We start from the raw sequence: 17117 nt of genomic DNA, 5'->3' as shown, positions 1-17117 counted from the left end.
AGAACACAATATGAATGTCCCCCGTTTCTCATATTTGACAACATTTGGCGATGAGCCATTCTTGCACAAGTTGTGTAAGAAAAAAGCCCTTCTAAAAGGGCCTTTTTTATTTATATACACTGTTATCCTCTCCTGCGAAACAAAATTTTATCTCATAGAAAAAGAAAAAGGTGCTGCCGATTGCAACACCTTAAAACATTGGATTTTCATCCAAATACTCATATACATTATTGACCAGTTCTTCTACTGTAGCACCTTGTACAACTTCACCATTTACAAGTGCAAACGGTCCTTCAAAACAAATGCCACAATATCCTAAACAACCATACTCCATTACATCTAAATTCGGATCTTTTTCTAATTTCTCTAAAGCTGCTTGTGAACCACTCGCAAGGTTACCTACACAAAATTCAATTAATGGTTTAATCAAAATTCTCCCCCCTGTACTACAAAAAAAATTACCTTCTGACTATCTATAAGAAGAAAACTAAGCTGTCTCTTGTTGTTTTTGTTATACATTCTAAACTATTTAGTTACTTCACTATTTCACTTCAAAGTAGATGGTCTTATTTTATATAACATGCTACTTGCAATGAAATAGTAACTAAAAAGGCAAAACAGTTTACTTTACTTTTCTTCTTATTGTACAACAGAGTATTCATTCATGCATTGTTATTTGTTCACAAATTCGATATAATTTGATTGAGTAAAGTCAAAATATTTTATTAATATAAAATTGTGTGATTAGGGGATATTTCAACAGAAAAGGGGTAATCCATCATGAAACACCTCGTAATACTGGGTGGCGGCTACGGGGGAATGAGAATTCTACAGCGGCTACTTCCAAGTAACCAACTTCCAGATGATGTACAAGTGACATTAATCGACAAAGTACCATATCATTGCTTCAAAACTGAATATTATGCATTAGTTGCGGGTACTATTTCAGAAACGCATATTCGTATACCGTTTCCTGAGCACCCACGCCTCAATATTCAATACGGCACAATAACGAATATTGATCTCGAAGAAAAAGCTGTTCATCTCGATGGCGGTGAAGCGATCCAATATGATGATTTAATTATCGGTCTTGGCTGTGAGGATAAATATCATAACGTTCCTGGGGCGAAGGAATATACGCATAGCCTACAATCGATTGAACAAACACGTAAGACATATGAACAATTAAATAGTCTAGAACCAAATGCAACGGTAGCTGTCGTTGGTGCTGGACTAAGTGGCGTTGAAGTTGCAAGTGAACTTCGCGAAAGCCGGTCTGATTTAAAAATCCACTTATTTGATCGAAAAGATAGAATTCTATTCCCATATCCAGAGAAATTAAGTAGATACGTAGAAGAATGGTTCGTAAAACATAAAGTTACTATTATAAGAAACTCTAACATTACAAAAGTAGAACCAAATATTGTGTACAACCACGATGAACCACTTGAATGTGATGCAATCGTCTGGACAGCTGGTATTCAAGCAAATGAAGTTGTTCGAAACCTTCCAGTTGAACAAGATGGTAGCGGACGGGTTGTTTTAACAAAATATCACAATATTCCAAATAACGAGCACGTTTATGTTGTAGGAGATTGCGCAGCACTTCCACATGCCCCATCTGCCCAACTTGCTGAAGGTCAAGGAGAACAAATTGTCCAAATATTATTAAAACGTTGGAATAATGAACCACTTCCTGACGAACTACCTGTTATTAAATTAAAAGGTGTTCTCGGCTCGCTTGGGAAGAAACACGGCTTCGGTTTACTAGCAAACCAACCATTAATGGGACGTGTACCGAGATTATTAAAATCCGGTCTTCTTTGGATGTACAAATATCATAAGGGTTAATACTTTACATGCTGTCTACTAAGTAGGCAGCTTCTTTTATAAGTTACAATATAATTATCTGACACATCTTTCTCAATATGGATGATCATTTATTTTTCATTTTTATATTAAAAACTATTGATAAACAGTGTATGCTATTTATAAGTTGTTTTATTTCCTTTAAGACCGAAGTCATTCGGTCTTATTTTTGTGTTGTAAATACTTTTACAGGAGGTATTCCATTTCACTTATGAACTTAACAAAACTAAACGATCTAATAGAAGCGAAGAAGAAAGAATTGATCTATCTCGTTGAAAAGTACGGATTCACTCATGATAAAGTGATTTCTTTCAGCCAAGAATTAGATCGTTTACTTAACTTATTAATAGAAAACAAGACGAAGAAAAAACGTTGCTCTTTATAACCGTTATCTTCTCTTTTTTGATACGATATAACTAGAATGAGAAAGGAGCCATTTATGTTTATATTAAAAGACGTTACATATAAAGATATACTACACATTCCTTATTTACAGATTCAAAAAGAAAAAATCACATGTATTATCGGTGAGAGTGGGAGCGGAAAAAGTACATTGCTCCGCATGCTAAATGATTTGCAATCTCCAACATCCGGTACAATTGAATATAATGGAAAATTAATTTCCGACTATCCCCCTATTCAATTACGACGTGACGTAGTCATGCTTGGGCAAACACCACCTATTTTTGATGGAACGATTAAAGACAATCTATTAATGGGACTTCGTCTTTCCGAAAAAACCTTTCCAAATGATGATGCCCTGCGAAGTGCATTAACGACTGTTAGCTTAGAAAAAAATTTAGAAGATAACGCTGATTCCTTATCAGGCGGGGAAAAACAACGACTTGCTTTTGCACGTATCGTACTCATGGATTCACCTGTTTATTTATTAGATGAACCAACCTCGGCGCTAGATAGCGATACAGAACGCCGCGTTATGAAACAATTTACTACGCTAGCAAAAGAAAAGAAAAAAACAGTTATCTTCATCACACACTCACAACAACTTCCAGAAGAAATTGCAGACGATATTATTGAAATTAGTAAAGCAAACGGTGCAACTAGAAAGGAAGTGCTCTCAGTTGAAGGGCGTTATTGAACTCCAAATTTGGCAACTTGCCGCTGCATATATTTTTATTCTTATTTTAATAGGTCTTGTAAAATTAAAAGGGATTCCGCGTGAAAAACAAATTGCGCTCGCAACATTCCGTATGACGATTCAGCTCGTACTCGTTGCATATGTCCTTACATACGTATTTGAAAATAGTAATCCATTTTATACAATTGCTCTCATTACTTCTATTACTACCTTTGCAATTTTTAATATTTATAAACGAGTTAACATCCCGATGTCTAAAGACTTAAAACGAGTAGCCGCGCTTTCCATGGTTGCCGGATCAATCGGGCCACTTCTACTATTTATCTTTGTTATTATCGGTCATGATCCTTGGTATGCGCCGCAATATATCGTTCCGATTACAGGAATGTTAGTTGGGAATGCGATGACAGGTGTTTCTCTCGGTGCAAATACATTCTTAAACAATATGAAATCACAAAGAGGTCAAATTGAAGGAGCACTTATGCTCGGCGCAACACCGAAAGAAGCCGTTGCCCCACTCATACGCGACGCTTTTGACTCTGCTATTTTACCAACAATCAATTCTATGGTTGGCATGGGAATTATAAGCCTACCGGGCATGATGACAGGACAAATCTTATCTGGTGTATCACCGTTCACAGCTATTCAATATCAAATTGCTATCATACTTGGGATTTCAGGGAGCACTGCTTTTGCTGTTATTATCTTCTTGCAGCTTGGATATAAGACTTTCTTTAATAAGCGTTGTCAGTTGAAAGAGGTCGACTATAGTGCACGGTAAATGTTTCACTGTTCATGGTAAATGAAATTATATTGATTGACCGACAAAACATGACAATAAAAAAGAGGAGGCTACTCGCCTCCTCTTTTTACTTACGCCTTCTTAACGAATTGTGATTTTAACTTCATAGCACCGAAACCGTCGATTTTGCAATCAATATCGTGATCGCCATCAACTAGACGGATACTCTTTACTTTCGTACCGATCTTCACCACTGAAGAAGTTCCTTTTACTTTTAAATCTTTAATAACAGTAACAGCATCGCCGTCTTGAAGAACGTTTCCGTTCGCATCTTTTACAACTTTTGCACCATCATTACTTTCAGTTTCTGCTTCTTGACCCCACTCATGGGCACATTCTGGACATACGAAAAGAACGCCATCCTCATACGTATATTCTGAATTACATTTTGGACAATTTGGTAAAGTAGCCATAAATTCATTTCCTCCGTTCATTATTTATACGTAAAAACCAAAATTGATGTTTACATCTCGATAAATAAAATTTGTACAGCATTTCTTTATAGTGCCATAGTCTCACGTTATTGACAAGCCTACCTCAAATTCTCATTTTTTATTGTATTTTACAAAATTTCAATTCGTATGGTGTTTTATGTTCACCTTTTTCGTTAATTCGCTTACTCGACATGTACTTCTTCCATCCAACTGCTCGTCTTAGATTTCACTACTATTAAGTGCTCATTTTCCCATTTTAGTTTGCCTAAAAATCTAGAATAGACTACTTCATTCCCTACTTCTTCTACGAGTAGTTTATTTACTACTCGTAGCCCTTTATCGTTATACACTTCACACATTAGCTGAAATCTTTCCGAACGGTGAATTCCTTTTAATATAGCCGTTTTCTTTCGGCTTGGGCTCTTCTTCGGTGTTTTATCCACTAAAAACACAATCTCATAATTCTCTTTCTCTATTTCTTGAAGCGCTTCATTCACATACTCTTTAATCATTTCTAATGATAGATTTGAATATTTTTCAATAGCTGGTACGACATAGAGGTAAACCAACTCACAAAAATGCTTATACTTCTCCTCAACTGATTCCAAATTTAAAAATTGCATATAATCATAAGGTACGGATATACGAATCTTCCCCAGAGCCTCCTGTAGTTCATAAGAAATATCTTCATTATGGTTTGCTAGGCAATATATATCTATATGTTCTACAGTTTCTAATCCAAGATCCAAGCTACTTAACTTCTTTGAAAAAATCAATTCAAAAATTCTCATTTCATGTAATCGATTATAATGTTTTTTAGGACGTTTCTTAGCCCAATCATAAAAATGAACCTCTACCATACTACCTTTTCCTCCTAACATATAAAAAGAAGAACCTTCACAAGATCCTTCTTTCCAAAATGAACGAGTTTCGCTCTAGAAACTCCAACTATTTTCTTCAATATAAAATTGATACTCTTCTAACTCTTCTTCACTTAACTTCTTATTATTCTCGTATACCTCTTGCCACTCGAAATAATCTTCATCGAAATAAACAGCAAATTTTATTTTCACGTTTTTCTTCTCTGTATAATCATAACCAGTAAACTCTACTACGTCATAATCTTTTTCTTTCTTCACAAACTTCCAAGTTGGGTTATCTGTCATAATCTCTAAAGTAACACCTTCACCACTTGAACGAACAACATTTTTAATGTTCGGCTCAGTTGGCAACAGAGAAAATCCAAACATAGCTCCACTAAACACTATCCCCACTTAAAGTCATAATACGCCGTATTCTTTTGAACGACTGTATGTAACTGTTGCGGAGAAGTTGTTTCTTGTAAAACCGTGTCCTTCACGTACATCATCCTTTTCTTATTTCTACATACGTGTATTTTATAGAAATAAAAAGAAGGAATCTAACAAAAAGTACATATATTTCATAAAAATGAACGAAAATCGAACACATTCCGACAATTACCTGTTTATTATTTTATTTTACTTTTAAATATATTAGAATACTTATGAATGATACGTTTAATACACTAAGTTAAACTTTATATATATTTAATACTAAAAATGTTTCACATGAAACTATCTATATTTCGTATTATCTTCCCCTACAAAATAAGAAAGACGCCCTATTCAAAAAGGCGTCTTTTTATAGTTGAAAATTTATTAATATAAAAAATGCATTATTTAATAAATGAATTCCCCATGGGACGAGTAAGTTATTTGTTTTCTTATACGTATAAGCTAAACATATACCGCCACCAAAAATATATAAAGCACTCCCTACTGTAAGGGGATGACCTAAAGTAAATATAGAAGCACTTATAACGGCACTACTAAGTGTAGAGAAGCGCTGAGATAATTTCATAAAAAACATACCTCGGAATACAAGCTCTTCCCAAATCGGTGCGAAAATTGTGAGTACAACTACATATACAATGATTTCACTTTTAGTAGGCTCTATTACTAGATTAGATTCATCCACACCAAGCCCATGTGGTAAAACTAAATTTAATACCGCAAGATATATAAGCAGTACGATCATCGTCATTACTATCGTTACATAATGCTTAAAATTATTGAACTGTATTGATTTTAATAAATGCACACAGTAATTTCTTGCTGGTGAATATATTAAGATGATAGTAAGAAATGTTAAAGGCGGAATAAGGTGGTCTACATACCATGGATATAATGAGGCGTCATATAAAAAGTTCAAAAAATCAATTCCATACATGACCCCAAAGATAATTACTATCATGCTAATTACTTCGCGCATACTCATTCCTATATTCTTTTCTTCATAAGTAGCTAATTCTGTATTCACCCTATCCCCTCCAGTATAATCAAACGCCACAAACCATTATATACCAATTCTACCACAAAAAGAGACGATACAATTTACTGTATCGTCCATTTCTCTTTACATGTTTCAATTAAATGCAGTAAGTACTTTCTCGTCATATCTGCTCTTCTCCACCTTGAGAGCATGCGCTTTTCTTTTGGATTCTGCCGTATTCTCGCTACTTCTTTTAATAAAATCTCCCATTCTTCCCCTGAACTTTCTAACAAGTATTGCAATCCACTATCTTTTGAAACGATTGTTTTATGATCTAGTGTATATAAAATACGCCCCATCGTAACGACTGCTGATTCTACCCACTCCTCTACGAAAAATAAATATGGCTGCTTCGCTTTTTCACTCCAGTACCGTTCTACGTTGTATTTCATCGTATTGACTACATCGTCCCACCTTATTTGAAACGAAAGGTCTTCTGCTTCTTTCCCGGTAACTGTAATACCTTGATTTTTCAATGTCCACCATGTGACTGCATTAATGTCCCAATGACCTACATTCGCTTTACCATCTGCACAATACACGTATTCATTCATTTTATCATTGTATTTCCCTAAATCAGCGAGCGGAATATACATACCGTCCATTCTTTTGCCTAACATACTACCACTAAGTTTCTTATGAAGTTCAACAAGTTGCTGTTTTTCAGCTTCATTCACAGAATCACTTATTACCGTAACAAAATCAACATCGCTCGTTTCCGCATGAAATGCACCAAGTGCGATGGAGCCGTAAATATATACGCCGACTATTTTTTCATCTAAAAAAATTTCTTTTAATTCTACTGTGTACCGCTCCATTAACTGTTGTACTTCCGTTGGTAACGCATGCTTCACTCCATTTTTCACATTTATCCCTCCAATAAAAAAGAGCCTTTGCGAATTCGCAAAGGCTTCCTGCTTTATAAATATTTCTCGATTTCTTCGTAAACATCCTTCAAACGAGGATTTCCTTCTCCAACAATTTCTCCATTTACAAGAACGACTGGATAAAATAGATCTTCCTCCACTACGCGCTCTGCGAATGCTTTTTTATCTTCATCTTCTTGTTCTTCTTGAAAATCAATATACTCGAAATTAAATTTATTTTCTTGTCCTTCATATTTACGACCAATCGCCGCTTGTAGCCACTCAAACGTTTCTGTTGAAGATGGCATTCCAACGCAGCTCGCACAAATTACTTTCGTCCCATACACTTGCACATTAACCATTTCTTTTCCCCCGCCTCTTGTTTCAACAGCATATTCAGATGTCTTAGTACATAAGCACATCATTTTACAAACTTATTCTCTACCCCTATACTGAAAAAACACGATAAAATATTTCGACAATAAAACAAGAAGAGAAAAAATAGATTTTCCCCTCTATCTTGATTATAATAAAACTGATGAAAGGAGTCGATAAAAATGGAAAACCCACATATGCAAGAACAAGTATTAGAAGTATTAGATAAATTACGTCCATTCTTACTTCGCGATGGCGGAGACGTTGAATTAGTAGACATTGAAGAAGGTATCGTAAAATTACGCCTTATGGGTGCTTGCGGAAGCTGCCCAAGTTCTACAATCACACTAAAAGCTGGTATCGAACGTGCGTTACTAGAAGAAGTACCAGGCGTTATTGAAGTAGAACAAGTATTTTAATTAAAAGCGGAAGCGGCTCGTTCAGAACAGGAGGTCATTGGAGCTCCTGACGAAGAGGCGCTTTTTGCCTCACAGGAAGGCGCGAAATGGCCGACTGTTCTAGCCGCTGGAGCTAGATATTAATCTAAAAGCGGAAGCGGCATCGCTTCCTAGAAAGAGACCCATTTGGGTCTCTTTTTTTATTCAAATAACACTTCCCCTTTAACATCATAAAACAAAATTGGAAATCCTTCTCAAAAAATGAGATAATTAATACTATAGAATCGTTCACACATATACAGAAAAAAACATAGGGGGACGACACATGCCAAGAATGGGAAACACTTTTTTAACAATTCAAGAACTAGAAAAGAAAAAAGAGTATTTATTAGACCTTTCATCCGTTATACCAACATGGAATGCGAGCTACCAATTTTTATTCAAAGAAATCCAGCAAGAATTATTGAGTAAAGTAAATGAAAAAATCGAACAACATCAATTCATTTTAAATATATGTGCAGATCAACAGGTAGGGGCATAATGTATTACATACAATTGTAGTATAAAAAAAGAGACCTCAATCGGTCTCTTTTTTATATTTTAAGATAGCCAATCTAATTTCCTAATGCCTAACTTATCGACTGGTAAACGAAGTGATCCATAAAAGTGCTTCATAAATTGCTCTGAGCGGTTCACATCGTGTAAAATGACTTCTAAGCGATCTCTATATATACTTTTTTGTTCTTCGTTTCCCGTTTGGTAATATCGTTCGACTGTTTCGAAATAGTGAAGTGGGAACAGGAGCCTCGCAAATAATAAGCGCCAACCAAATGAGGATAGCGAATAATTTCGTTCGTAATCTGTAACAAATTGAATGATTGTTTGCTCCCAGTCTTTCTTTTTTTCTATCATCATATAGCGAATTAATTCTGCCATATCTCGAGTTGGGTGATCATACACCCAATCAAAAGGAAGTTTGAGACGCTTCGTTTGATGCCATAATAAGGGTGTAAATCGTTCTTGGCAAATTGTTGCTGCATCAGTCATTTGCGGCGTATCATCCATCTCTGTATCAACAACATATTGAATTGCATTTTCTGCAACTCCTAAGTAATACGGGAAGGATTCAATAAACAATTGATCGAATACGTCTGTAGGGTGGTTCATCACTTGTGATTGCCAAAACTTTTCTAATTGATCGAGCCTTTTTTCCCATAACGCTTTCCATTCACCAATGCGGCTTAATTGCTCGATTTCTTCTGGAAAGAATGCACCTCGTTTATGGAATATAGAAAGCTCACTTCCTAATGATGTAGCATGTCGTTCTAACACACGCATACCTTTTAATAAGCAGTAATTTTGTTCTTCTATCTCACTTACATAGTAGCCGTGTATAGTCGGAACGAAAGTCGCTACAGTTATATCCCCTTGCTGGTTCATATAGTCACTGAGCTTTTTCATCTCTACAAGTACTTCTTCCTCCATTTCTCCAATTGGAACAAGTACATAAATTTTGTTGCGAATCCAAAAGCTTTTATAGGGGCCAAGGGGGATTAATTCTTTAACATGCATGTGATAATGCTCATAAATATGATGAATCATCGCAGTCGCCACCTATGGTTTTTCTTTATATATATGAGCTTGTGCTCGCCTTTCATTCCTATGCACATGATAAAGCAACGAAACGTATACAAATACTAAAAAGAAAAAAAGGTGATAAACATGAAAGAATCAAATCAACTACAAGAAAGAGCATTGCAACTATTACAAGAACGCGGTGTAACAATTGACGATATTGCTGAGCTTGTTCATTTTCTTCAAAAAAAATATCATCCAAATTTAGAGATGTCAGAATGCCGTTATAACGTTGAGCGTGTATTATCAAAACGTGAAGTACAAAACGCACTGATTACTGGTATCGAACTCGATGTCCTTGCTGAAAAAGGAATGTTAAGTGAGCCGTTACAAGATATCGTAAAACGTGATGAAGGCTTATACGGAATTGATGAAGTGATCGCACTTTCCATCGTTAATGTGTACGGCTCTATCGGTTTCACGAACTTTGGATATATCGATAAATTAAAACCTGGTATTTTAGAATTCTTAAATGATAAATCATCTGGAAAGGTGCATACATTCCTTGATGATATCGTTGGCGGAATCGCTGCCGCTGCTTCAAGCCGCTTAGCGCATAGAGCTGAGCATTCGGAATAATAAAACATGAAAGACCGTCAGTTTCATACTGACGGTCTTTCATATTCCATAATCATAAATTCTCTTCCGCGGCTCAAAAAAATAGGACCTTGCTGAAAACCTATGTTTTTATATAGCGTAATCGCTCTTGTATTAAATGTCGCTACACTAAGCCGGAATGTTTGCAGCTTATATTCTTTCGCTGCAAAGGCTATCCCAGCTTGAAAAAATATTTTCCCCAGCCCTTTCCCTGTTAGCGCTGGTTTCATGCCAAGTCCGATATCAATTACATCTTCTCCACCATATAAATGAGCATCTCTTCCTCCTGGCACTTGTGCATTTTCGCCAAAACAAAAATAGCCGATAAACTCCCCATTATCGTCACAACAACCATAATACGTCCCATCTAATAATTCTTCTATTACTTCTTCCTCACCTGAAAAACTATACAAATTATAAGGTTCTTCGTACGTCCACATATTTATCTCATTTGCTTCTGCTACCGTTAACTTATGTATATCCATCCTTCTCTCCCCTAATCAAATATTCTATATATACTCATTCATTTTTCGCGCCTCATTTCCCTCTAATCAGAATATGCATAATTGCATACGCGCACCTATGAAACAAATGGTACAATTTTATTTGAATCGCTGTTGCTACACTTCTTGATCAAAGAAAAGGCGTTAAAACGGATATTAGCGCCTTATCAAACTCAAGCAATTGGCATATTTTGTCATCGTTAAAGACACTCAAAAGAGTGTCTTTTTTTTATATCTCACAAGGACTTACTCATTTCAAAGCATAAACACATAAAATAATGTAACTTTTTACATGCATGAATCCCTTTCTAAAAGTTGTAACGTAGACTCAAAATAAAAAAGCACTCTTCACTAGAGTGCTTTTTACTTTCAAATAAGGAGGTTACATATATGGATAGTACTCTCGTATTTAACTTCGGCATTGGTATTGTCATCATTTTATTTGTCTTCTTTGTTCTTTGTATGAGCGGGGTATAGCAACCTTTTATGCCGATAACTCCTTTAAAGTATCACTTAATTTAAACTTTCTTAATTGTAATGAAGCAATCAGTGCTGCCCCTGCTCCAAGCATCACGCTAGCTAGAGCCAATATGACAACTTGATTATATGGAATAATAATAACCGTTAACTCTAAGCTTGATAACACGATATAGCTAAACAAAATCCCACCAAAAATACCAATACAACCAGCTATCGCTCCAAGTAAAGTTCCTTCTAATAAAACGATCCGTCTCATCTGCTTCGGAATAGCTCCTACCGCACGAATCATACTAATTTCAGCACGTCTTTCATGCAAGCTTGCGACAATTGCATTCATTAATCCTATACCAGAAATAATGAAAACAATTACAACTAACAAGCGAATTAGCATCATCATTTGCGATAATAACTGTTCTTGTTCTTTCAATAAATCATAACTGTTTATAACTTCTACATTCTCTTTATTATTTGTAATTTCTTTTACTTGCTTCTTAATCGCTTCAAATGATTGATTAGAATTTGTCATAATTTGAATCGCTTCATATCCTTGTACGTGAAACTTATCGCGAGCCCATTGTTCATTTACAAAAATATCTAACCCTCTTAACCTTAATCCTTGCTCTATAATCGAAACGACTTTAATCGTTTGTTTTTCTTTCCCTTTTCCTTGTACTTCAATCGTATCATGCAACTGAAGTCCTAAATTTTTAGCCACTTCCTTCGTAATGACTCCCTCACCATCTTGTAATGGCTTACTTAAAGTTTGCCCTGCAATCACTTTCGCCTTTGTTACTTTCTGGTACGCTACAATATCGTTACCGACAACTTCCATTGAATCGTAGTTCAAATTATTTTTTTTCGCAAATTCATACCATTCTTGATTCGCTTTTTTAAAGTCATAATTCACAAGCTTTGCTGTAAAGTCAGTAGCATTCCCAACACTCGATTCCACACCATCAATTTTTCTAACCTTCTCCATCCAACTAAACGGTAATGTTTCTATTCCTTGCGACTCTACTGGAATCCTTATTACTAAGTCCGCTGGTAAATGTTTGTGTAATCCTTTTTTCATACCTTCATACATAGAATTTACATACATCGTTCCAACAAGCGCTAACATAAAACCAAATGCTAGTATAGCAACCGACACAGCTGCCTTATTCCGATAACGAATTACATTCCGACTACTAATCGTCGTTTCAATTCGTAATATCATTTGAAACGGTTTTGCAATCACTGGCGCTATCATACGAATAAAGAACGGAATCGCAAATAACAAACCGACCGCAAATAACAGCGCTCCTATCGCACTTGGATTAAAACCGATATACTGCTCTAATACGTTACCTGCTAGTCCAATAACAGTACCAATGATTAAAATGCTAAGGCTAAAAACACTCCATCTCTTTTCTTTTTTCTCATCGCTAGGAAGACCTGGGCGAAGTGCTTGAACTGGTGGAATCTTTCTAACCATGAAAGCTGGTATAATGGCCCCTATGATGGACATAACAATCCCTAATAAAAAAGTAATGAGTAAAATCTCACCTGAAATCGAGAATGATGCTTCCTCTGCCCCCTCAATATTTACCCATTTGTTAATGAATGATGCCGCAATTGTTTGTGTACCTGCCCCAAGAATAACCCCTACTAGCGACCCAATTGCTCCGATACATAAAGCCTCTAATAAAACGACTACTATAATTTGATTGGGGTTACTACCGAGCGCACGTAATAATGCCCACTGCTTAAATCGACTTCTAACAGATAAGAAGAAACTTCCCATTATTAAAAGAGCTACAACAAATAAAGCAATACCACCTAAACTAAAAATTAATGGCTTCATTACATTTAGCCGTTCAAATGCCTTATCAACATAAGTACGTTGATCTACTTTTATATTTTCTATCTTCTTGTTTACATCAAGAGCAATTGCTCTTTTCACATTTACATCGGCTGTTTTCACTTGAACGAGATTGAATTGATTTGGTAGATTTAATTCTTTTTGAAGCCAATGGATTGGAAAATAAGCACTATGCCCCATTGCTGCCATTAACGGCGGATTTAAAATGCCGACGACTTTCACATTCTTTTCTCCATGCTGCGGGAATGGTAATTTAATCATATCTCCTATCCGTATATTTTCACGATCTGTATATCCTTTTGTCAGTGCTACTTCAGCACCTTCTTTCGGATATCGACCTTCTAATATTTTATAAGAATGTATTTCTGGAGAATCTTGCTCAACACCCCAATAGGACGGTTTTCCCGATAACTCTTTATAATTTGGAAAAGGATATGGTATAAGTACTTTTGATATTTTCTCAGCATTTTCTAAGCCATCTATTCCTTTTAAACTTTCATTATTTAAATACATATCGTTTTTTATATAGCCAAATTGTAAATTATAGTCTCCATACCGGCTTACTACTTGTTCCTTCACACTTTGTTCTACTGATTGATTACCAAGTAATAACATAGTCGCTAACATAACACCTAAAGCTGCACCGAGGGCAATCAACATATTACGTAGCCAATTTTGTTTCATCGATTTTACTGCATACTTAATTACCCATCGCATCACCTTTACCCCCTACTTTAAAGTGACGATTCATAATCTCTTGAATGTGAGTAACTTGTTGCGGGATATTTCGAAATTTCCATCCTTTACTTTCAGCATGTTCATGAATCACTTCACCATCTAATAAGAAAACAACTTTATCCGCATGGGCCGCTACGAACGGGTCGTGCGTTACAATGACAGCTGTTTGTCCTAACTCATCACACGCATTGCGCAGTGCCGCGATTATATTTTTGCTATTTTCTGAATCTAATGCCCCTGTTGGTTCATCAGCTAATATAATAGCTGGCTCATTTGCAAAAGCTCTTGCGATCGCAACCCTTTGCTGTTGCCCGCCTGATAATTGCGCTGGTAAATGCTTTTCTTTTCCCTTTAGCCCGACGAGTTCTAATAAACGAGTCGCTGTCACCGTTGCCTTCTTTTGCGAGACATTATCTAACAGTAACGGTAATCCTACATTTTCCTCTGCACTAAACACTGGGATCAAATTAAACTGCTGAAAAATAAAACCGATTTTATGCCTTCTAAATAAAGCGAGCTCTTTTTCTTTTAATGTTGAAACCTCTGTTCCATCAACTCGAATACTACCTACCGACGGAATATCTAATCCACCTAACAACTGTAGTAAAGTCGTTTTACCCGATCCACTTGCCCCCATAATACAAACAAAATCTCCTTTTTGAATTTGAAGATTAATGCCTTTTAATATTTTTACTTTACTATCCCCAATATCAAACGATTTTTCTAACCTTTCAATTTCAATAATATTCATCCCCATATCCCCTTCTCTCTCTATTTACCAATCTATATATTCTATTCAGAATGCAAAATCCCTACTTTTTTGTATTTTTTTGTCACACACTAACATATATCCCATATTAGCTGATTACATTTCCACTTTATTTCTCATGCCAGAAAAGTTGACTCTCACAACAGAAGTAACCATAATAGTTACATAAATAAAAAAACTATTCACATATCCACAAATAGGAGGAAGAACAATGAAACATGTAATCGTTTATGCACACCCAAATACAGAAAGCTTCAACCATGCGATTTTAGAAACGGTAAAAAGTGAATTAGAAGAAAAAGGTCATGAAGTACGCGTTCGCGATCTATACGAATTAAACTTCAATCCAGTATTAGGCGCTTCCGATTTCATCTCATTTTCTCAAGGCAACACACCAGAAGATATTAAAGAAGAGCAAGAGCATATCTCTTGGGCTGATAGCATTACATTCATTTATCCAGTTTGGTGGGCGGGACTTCCTGCCATTTTAAAAGGATACGTTGACCGTGTATTTAGCCACGGCTTCGCTTATGCTTACGGTGAAAATGGTATCGAGAAGTTATTAAGCGGTAAAAAAGGCTTATTACTATCTACAATGGGAAATACGAAAGAGGCATACACAGCAGGCGGTATGTTTGAAGCAATGAAGAAAACAGCAGATGTTGGTATTTTTGAATTTACAGGTATTGAAACAATTGAGCATACATTCTATACGAGTGTTCCTTCTGTGGATAACAGTGTGCGTAAGCAATATCTTGAAGAAGTTAAAGATGTTGTGAATCGTGCATTCTAATAAAAAACTCCGGTTGTTAAAACCGGAGTTTTTTTATTTCATCATTAATTTCGGAATATATCTTTGAAGAATGCTTTCTAATTCATTCATATCTTCCTGTCTAATAAGTAAATTTACATTGTCATTCATTTTTTCTCGCCCGCGATATAAAAATATATTTTCTTTTGGATTTTCCCATGTTGATGTTTTATAGCCTTTTAATTCTTCGTATGAATAAAAGTTTAATCCGTCTACTACACCTTTTTCATATATTTGTACACTTTTAATAAGATGGATAGCTATTAAAGTCATAAAACAACTTGCTACAGCATGAATACCTAGCTGAATGAGAAAATGTTCAACTGTATCAATATCGCCACTTACGTACTGAGCATATATATACATACATTGCCCAATGAAATATGCTGGTCCAAGTAATGCAATCCAACGTCTTTTCACCCGAGGATACATTGCAATGAGTTTTCCTGAGCTTTTTTTCATTTCATTTATTTTATATATCTTCCATAGAACAAAAAACAAAACACATAATGTAAAAACAAACATAATACATGACATCCAGTACACTCTGATTCCCTCCTTAAAATATCATTACATATAAATTTTACATTTTATATAACAACAGCACATATGCAATTCTGCATAAAAAAAACAGGTAACCTATTCCGGTTACCTGCATTTCATTACATCTTCTCAATCCACTCCGTCAAGTTATACACAACTTGCGTTGGTTGTACTTCATATTCTGTTAACTTCTCCACAGTTGTGACTCCAGTGTGGACAAGAAGCGTATGCATGCCAGCATTTACTCCCGCTAAAATGTCTGTATCGTAGTTATCCCCAACCATTAATGCTTCATCTTTTCCTATCCCAAGCACTTTTAACGCTTGTTCCATAATAATTGATTCTGGTTTTCCTATAAAGATTGGATCCACGCCTGTTGATACTGCTACAACTGATGTTAATGAGCCGTTACCTGGTAATAATCCGCGCTCAGTCGGAATGGCAATGTCTCCATTTGTAGAAATAAACGTTGCGCCGTTACGTACAGCAAGACAAGCTTTTGCTAATTTTTCATATGTGATGTCACGATCTAAACCGACAACAACGAAATCAGGATTTTCATCCACAAGTTCAAAACCTTTTTCCACAAGTGCATCATGTAAGCCTTCTTCACCAATCATATATACAGTTGCGTCTTGTTTACGTTCGTAAATGAAGTTCGCTGTTGCCATACTCGTTGTGAATACTTGCTCTGCTTTCGCTGGAATATCGAAACGAACAAGTTTTTCTGCCACCTGTTCTGGTTTACGCGTTGAGTTATTTGTAACAAATAAATACGGAATGCCGCGCTCTCCTAATGCTTTTACGAAGTCGCTCGCTTCTTCAATTTGTTCTTCTCCGCGATACATTGTACCGTCTAAATCAATTAAGTAACCTTTATACATCGATTATGTCTCTCCTTCTATGCTAACGTTCTCACCTTATCATACCACTCTTATATTACCCGCTTTTCCAAAAGAAAAAAACGCTTTACCTTAAAGCGCCC

Annotated in this window: 20 protein-coding genes and 1 pseudogene; 8 read left to right on the top strand and 13 right to left on the bottom strand. The window is 35.8% G+C overall.

Annotated features, from left to right (window positions below):
- Positions 1-190 precede the first annotated feature (190 nt).
- Entirely contained in the window at positions 191-430 is a 240-nt protein-coding gene (locus tag FS742_RS23130; RefSeq protein ID WP_000595026.1) for a YuzB family protein, read from the bottom strand.
- A 350-nt stretch (positions 431-780) separates the two neighbouring features.
- On the opposite strand from FS742_RS23130, the gene FS742_RS23125 reads away from it, so the two are divergent.
- The 4 genes from FS742_RS23125 to FS742_RS23110 all read left to right on the top strand — a co-directional run bounded on the left by FS742_RS23125 (position 781) and on the right by FS742_RS23110 (position 3749).
- Positions 781-1851 (top strand): NAD(P)/FAD-dependent oxidoreductase, encoded by a 1071-nt coding sequence (locus FS742_RS23125; RefSeq protein ID WP_060488143.1) that lies wholly within the window; start codon positions 781-783, stop codon positions 1849-1851.
- 229 nt (positions 1852-2080) lie between these two features.
- Positions 2081-2254 carry an aspartyl-phosphate phosphatase Spo0E family protein gene (locus FS742_RS23120; protein WP_144615314.1) on the top strand — a complete coding sequence of 58 codons (174 nt, stop codon included), beginning with the start codon at positions 2081-2083 and terminating at the stop codon, positions 2252-2254.
- A 54-nt stretch (positions 2255-2308) separates the two neighbouring features.
- Complete coding sequence (locus tag FS742_RS23115) at positions 2309-2968, top strand: ABC transporter ATP-binding protein (protein ID WP_144615312.1); 660 nt, start codon at positions 2309-2311, stop codon at positions 2966-2968.
- Positions 2952-3749, top strand: a complete 798-nt coding sequence (locus tag FS742_RS23110; protein ID WP_144615310.1) for an ABC transporter permease — start codon at positions 2952-2954, stop codon at positions 3747-3749. The genes FS742_RS23115 and FS742_RS23110 overlap by 17 nt, the downstream gene beginning before the upstream one ends.
- Positions 3750-3841: 92 nt before the next feature.
- Here FS742_RS23110 and phnA read toward each other — a convergent pair whose 3' ends face one another.
- The 6 genes and pseudogenes from phnA to FS742_RS23080 all read right to left on the bottom strand — a co-directional run bounded on the left by phnA (position 3842) and on the right by FS742_RS23080 (position 7784).
- A complete protein-coding gene (gene phnA / locus FS742_RS23105) occupies positions 3842-4183 on the bottom strand; it encodes an alkylphosphonate utilization operon protein PhnA (protein WP_144615308.1) in 342 nt (113 codons plus the stop codon).
- Between the two features lie 203 nt (positions 4184-4386).
- Positions 4387-5064: a hypothetical protein gene (locus FS742_RS23100; protein WP_144615307.1), complete on the bottom strand. Its 678-nt coding sequence runs from the start codon at positions 5062-5064 to the stop codon at positions 4387-4389.
- Positions 5065-5139: 75 nt separating this feature from the next.
- Positions 5140-5478: pseudogene (locus FS742_RS23095) on the bottom strand (DUF2628 domain-containing protein); the annotation flags it as partial.
- A gap of 388 nt (positions 5479-5866) precedes the next feature.
- Positions 5867-6544: a CPBP family intramembrane glutamic endopeptidase gene (locus tag FS742_RS23090; protein WP_144615305.1), complete on the bottom strand. Its 678-nt coding sequence runs from the start codon at positions 6542-6544 to the stop codon at positions 5867-5869.
- 74 nt (positions 6545-6618) lie between these two features.
- Positions 6619-7422 (bottom strand): nucleotidyltransferase domain-containing protein, encoded by an 804-nt coding sequence (locus FS742_RS23085; protein ID WP_144615303.1) that lies wholly within the window; start codon positions 7420-7422, stop codon positions 6619-6621.
- A gap of 53 nt (positions 7423-7475) precedes the next feature.
- The gene (locus tag FS742_RS23080) at positions 7476-7784 is read right to left on the bottom strand and encodes a YuzD family protein (protein WP_000248590.1); all 309 of its coding nucleotides are present in this window, start codon (positions 7782-7784) and stop codon (positions 7476-7478) included.
- A 195-nt stretch (positions 7785-7979) separates the two neighbouring features.
- Between FS742_RS23080 and FS742_RS23075 the strand changes: the two genes are divergently transcribed.
- Entirely contained in the window at positions 7980-8216 is a 237-nt protein-coding gene (locus tag FS742_RS23075) for a NifU family protein (protein ID WP_000431159.1), read from the top strand.
- A 304-nt stretch (positions 8217-8520) separates the two neighbouring features.
- Positions 8521-8736: a hypothetical protein gene (locus FS742_RS23070; RefSeq protein WP_001137787.1), complete on the top strand. Its 216-nt coding sequence runs from the start codon at positions 8521-8523 to the stop codon at positions 8734-8736.
- Positions 8737-8795: 59 nt separating this feature from the next.
- On the opposite strand, the gene yutH is transcribed toward FS742_RS23070, so the two are convergent.
- Complete coding sequence (gene yutH, locus FS742_RS23065; protein ID WP_144615301.1) at positions 8796-9797, bottom strand: spore coat putative kinase YutH; 1002 nt, start codon at positions 9795-9797, stop codon at positions 8796-8798.
- A 120-nt stretch (positions 9798-9917) separates the two neighbouring features.
- Between yutH and FS742_RS23060 the strand changes: the two genes are divergently transcribed.
- Positions 9918-10409: a phosphatidylglycerophosphatase A family protein gene (locus FS742_RS23060; protein ID WP_000665100.1), complete on the top strand. Its 492-nt coding sequence runs from the start codon at positions 9918-9920 to the stop codon at positions 10407-10409.
- 23 nt (positions 10410-10432) lie between these two features.
- Here the strand turns inward: FS742_RS23060 and FS742_RS23055 are convergent, their stop codons facing one another.
- The 3 genes from FS742_RS23055 to FS742_RS23045 form a co-directional block, all read right to left on the bottom strand.
- Positions 10433-10912, bottom strand: a complete 480-nt coding sequence (locus FS742_RS23055; RefSeq protein ID WP_144615299.1) for a GNAT family N-acetyltransferase — start codon at positions 10910-10912, stop codon at positions 10433-10435.
- A 502-nt stretch (positions 10913-11414) separates the two neighbouring features.
- Positions 11415-13988, bottom strand: coding sequence for an FtsX-like permease family protein (locus FS742_RS23050; RefSeq protein WP_144615298.1), 2574 nt, complete (start codon positions 13986-13988; stop codon positions 11415-11417).
- The gene (locus FS742_RS23045) at positions 13972-14760 is read right to left on the bottom strand and encodes an ABC transporter ATP-binding protein (RefSeq protein ID WP_144615296.1); all 789 of its coding nucleotides are present in this window, start codon (positions 14758-14760) and stop codon (positions 13972-13974) included. The genes FS742_RS23050 and FS742_RS23045 overlap by 17 nt, the downstream gene beginning before the upstream one ends.
- 229 nt (positions 14761-14989) lie before the next feature.
- Here FS742_RS23045 and FS742_RS23040 point away from each other — a divergent pair, with 229 nt between their 5' ends.
- On the top strand, positions 14990-15571 hold the full coding sequence (locus FS742_RS23040; protein ID WP_088064721.1) for an NAD(P)H-dependent oxidoreductase: 582 nt from the start codon (positions 14990-14992) through the stop codon (positions 15569-15571).
- A 33-nt stretch (positions 15572-15604) separates the two neighbouring features.
- Here FS742_RS23040 and FS742_RS23035 read toward each other — a convergent pair whose 3' ends face one another.
- Together FS742_RS23035 and FS742_RS23030 are read right to left on the bottom strand one after the other, a co-directional pair.
- Positions 15605-16135, bottom strand: a complete 531-nt coding sequence (locus FS742_RS23035) for a hypothetical protein (RefSeq protein WP_000289905.1) — start codon at positions 16133-16135, stop codon at positions 15605-15607.
- A gap of 116 nt (positions 16136-16251) precedes the next feature.
- Positions 16252-17016 carry a TIGR01457 family HAD-type hydrolase gene (locus FS742_RS23030; RefSeq protein ID WP_144615294.1) on the bottom strand — a complete coding sequence of 255 codons (765 nt, stop codon included), beginning with the start codon at positions 17014-17016 and terminating at the stop codon, positions 16252-16254.
- Positions 17017-17117: the final 101 nt, after the last annotated feature.

The sequence above is a fragment of the Bacillus cereus genome (genome assembly GCF_007678085.1).
GTDB classification, from domain to species: Bacteria; Bacillota; Bacilli; order Bacillales; family Bacillaceae_G; genus Bacillus_A; species Bacillus_A cereus_BE.
The sequence above is the reverse complement of the archived record's forward strand: the minus strand, read 5'-3'. Positions and strand labels throughout refer to the sequence as shown.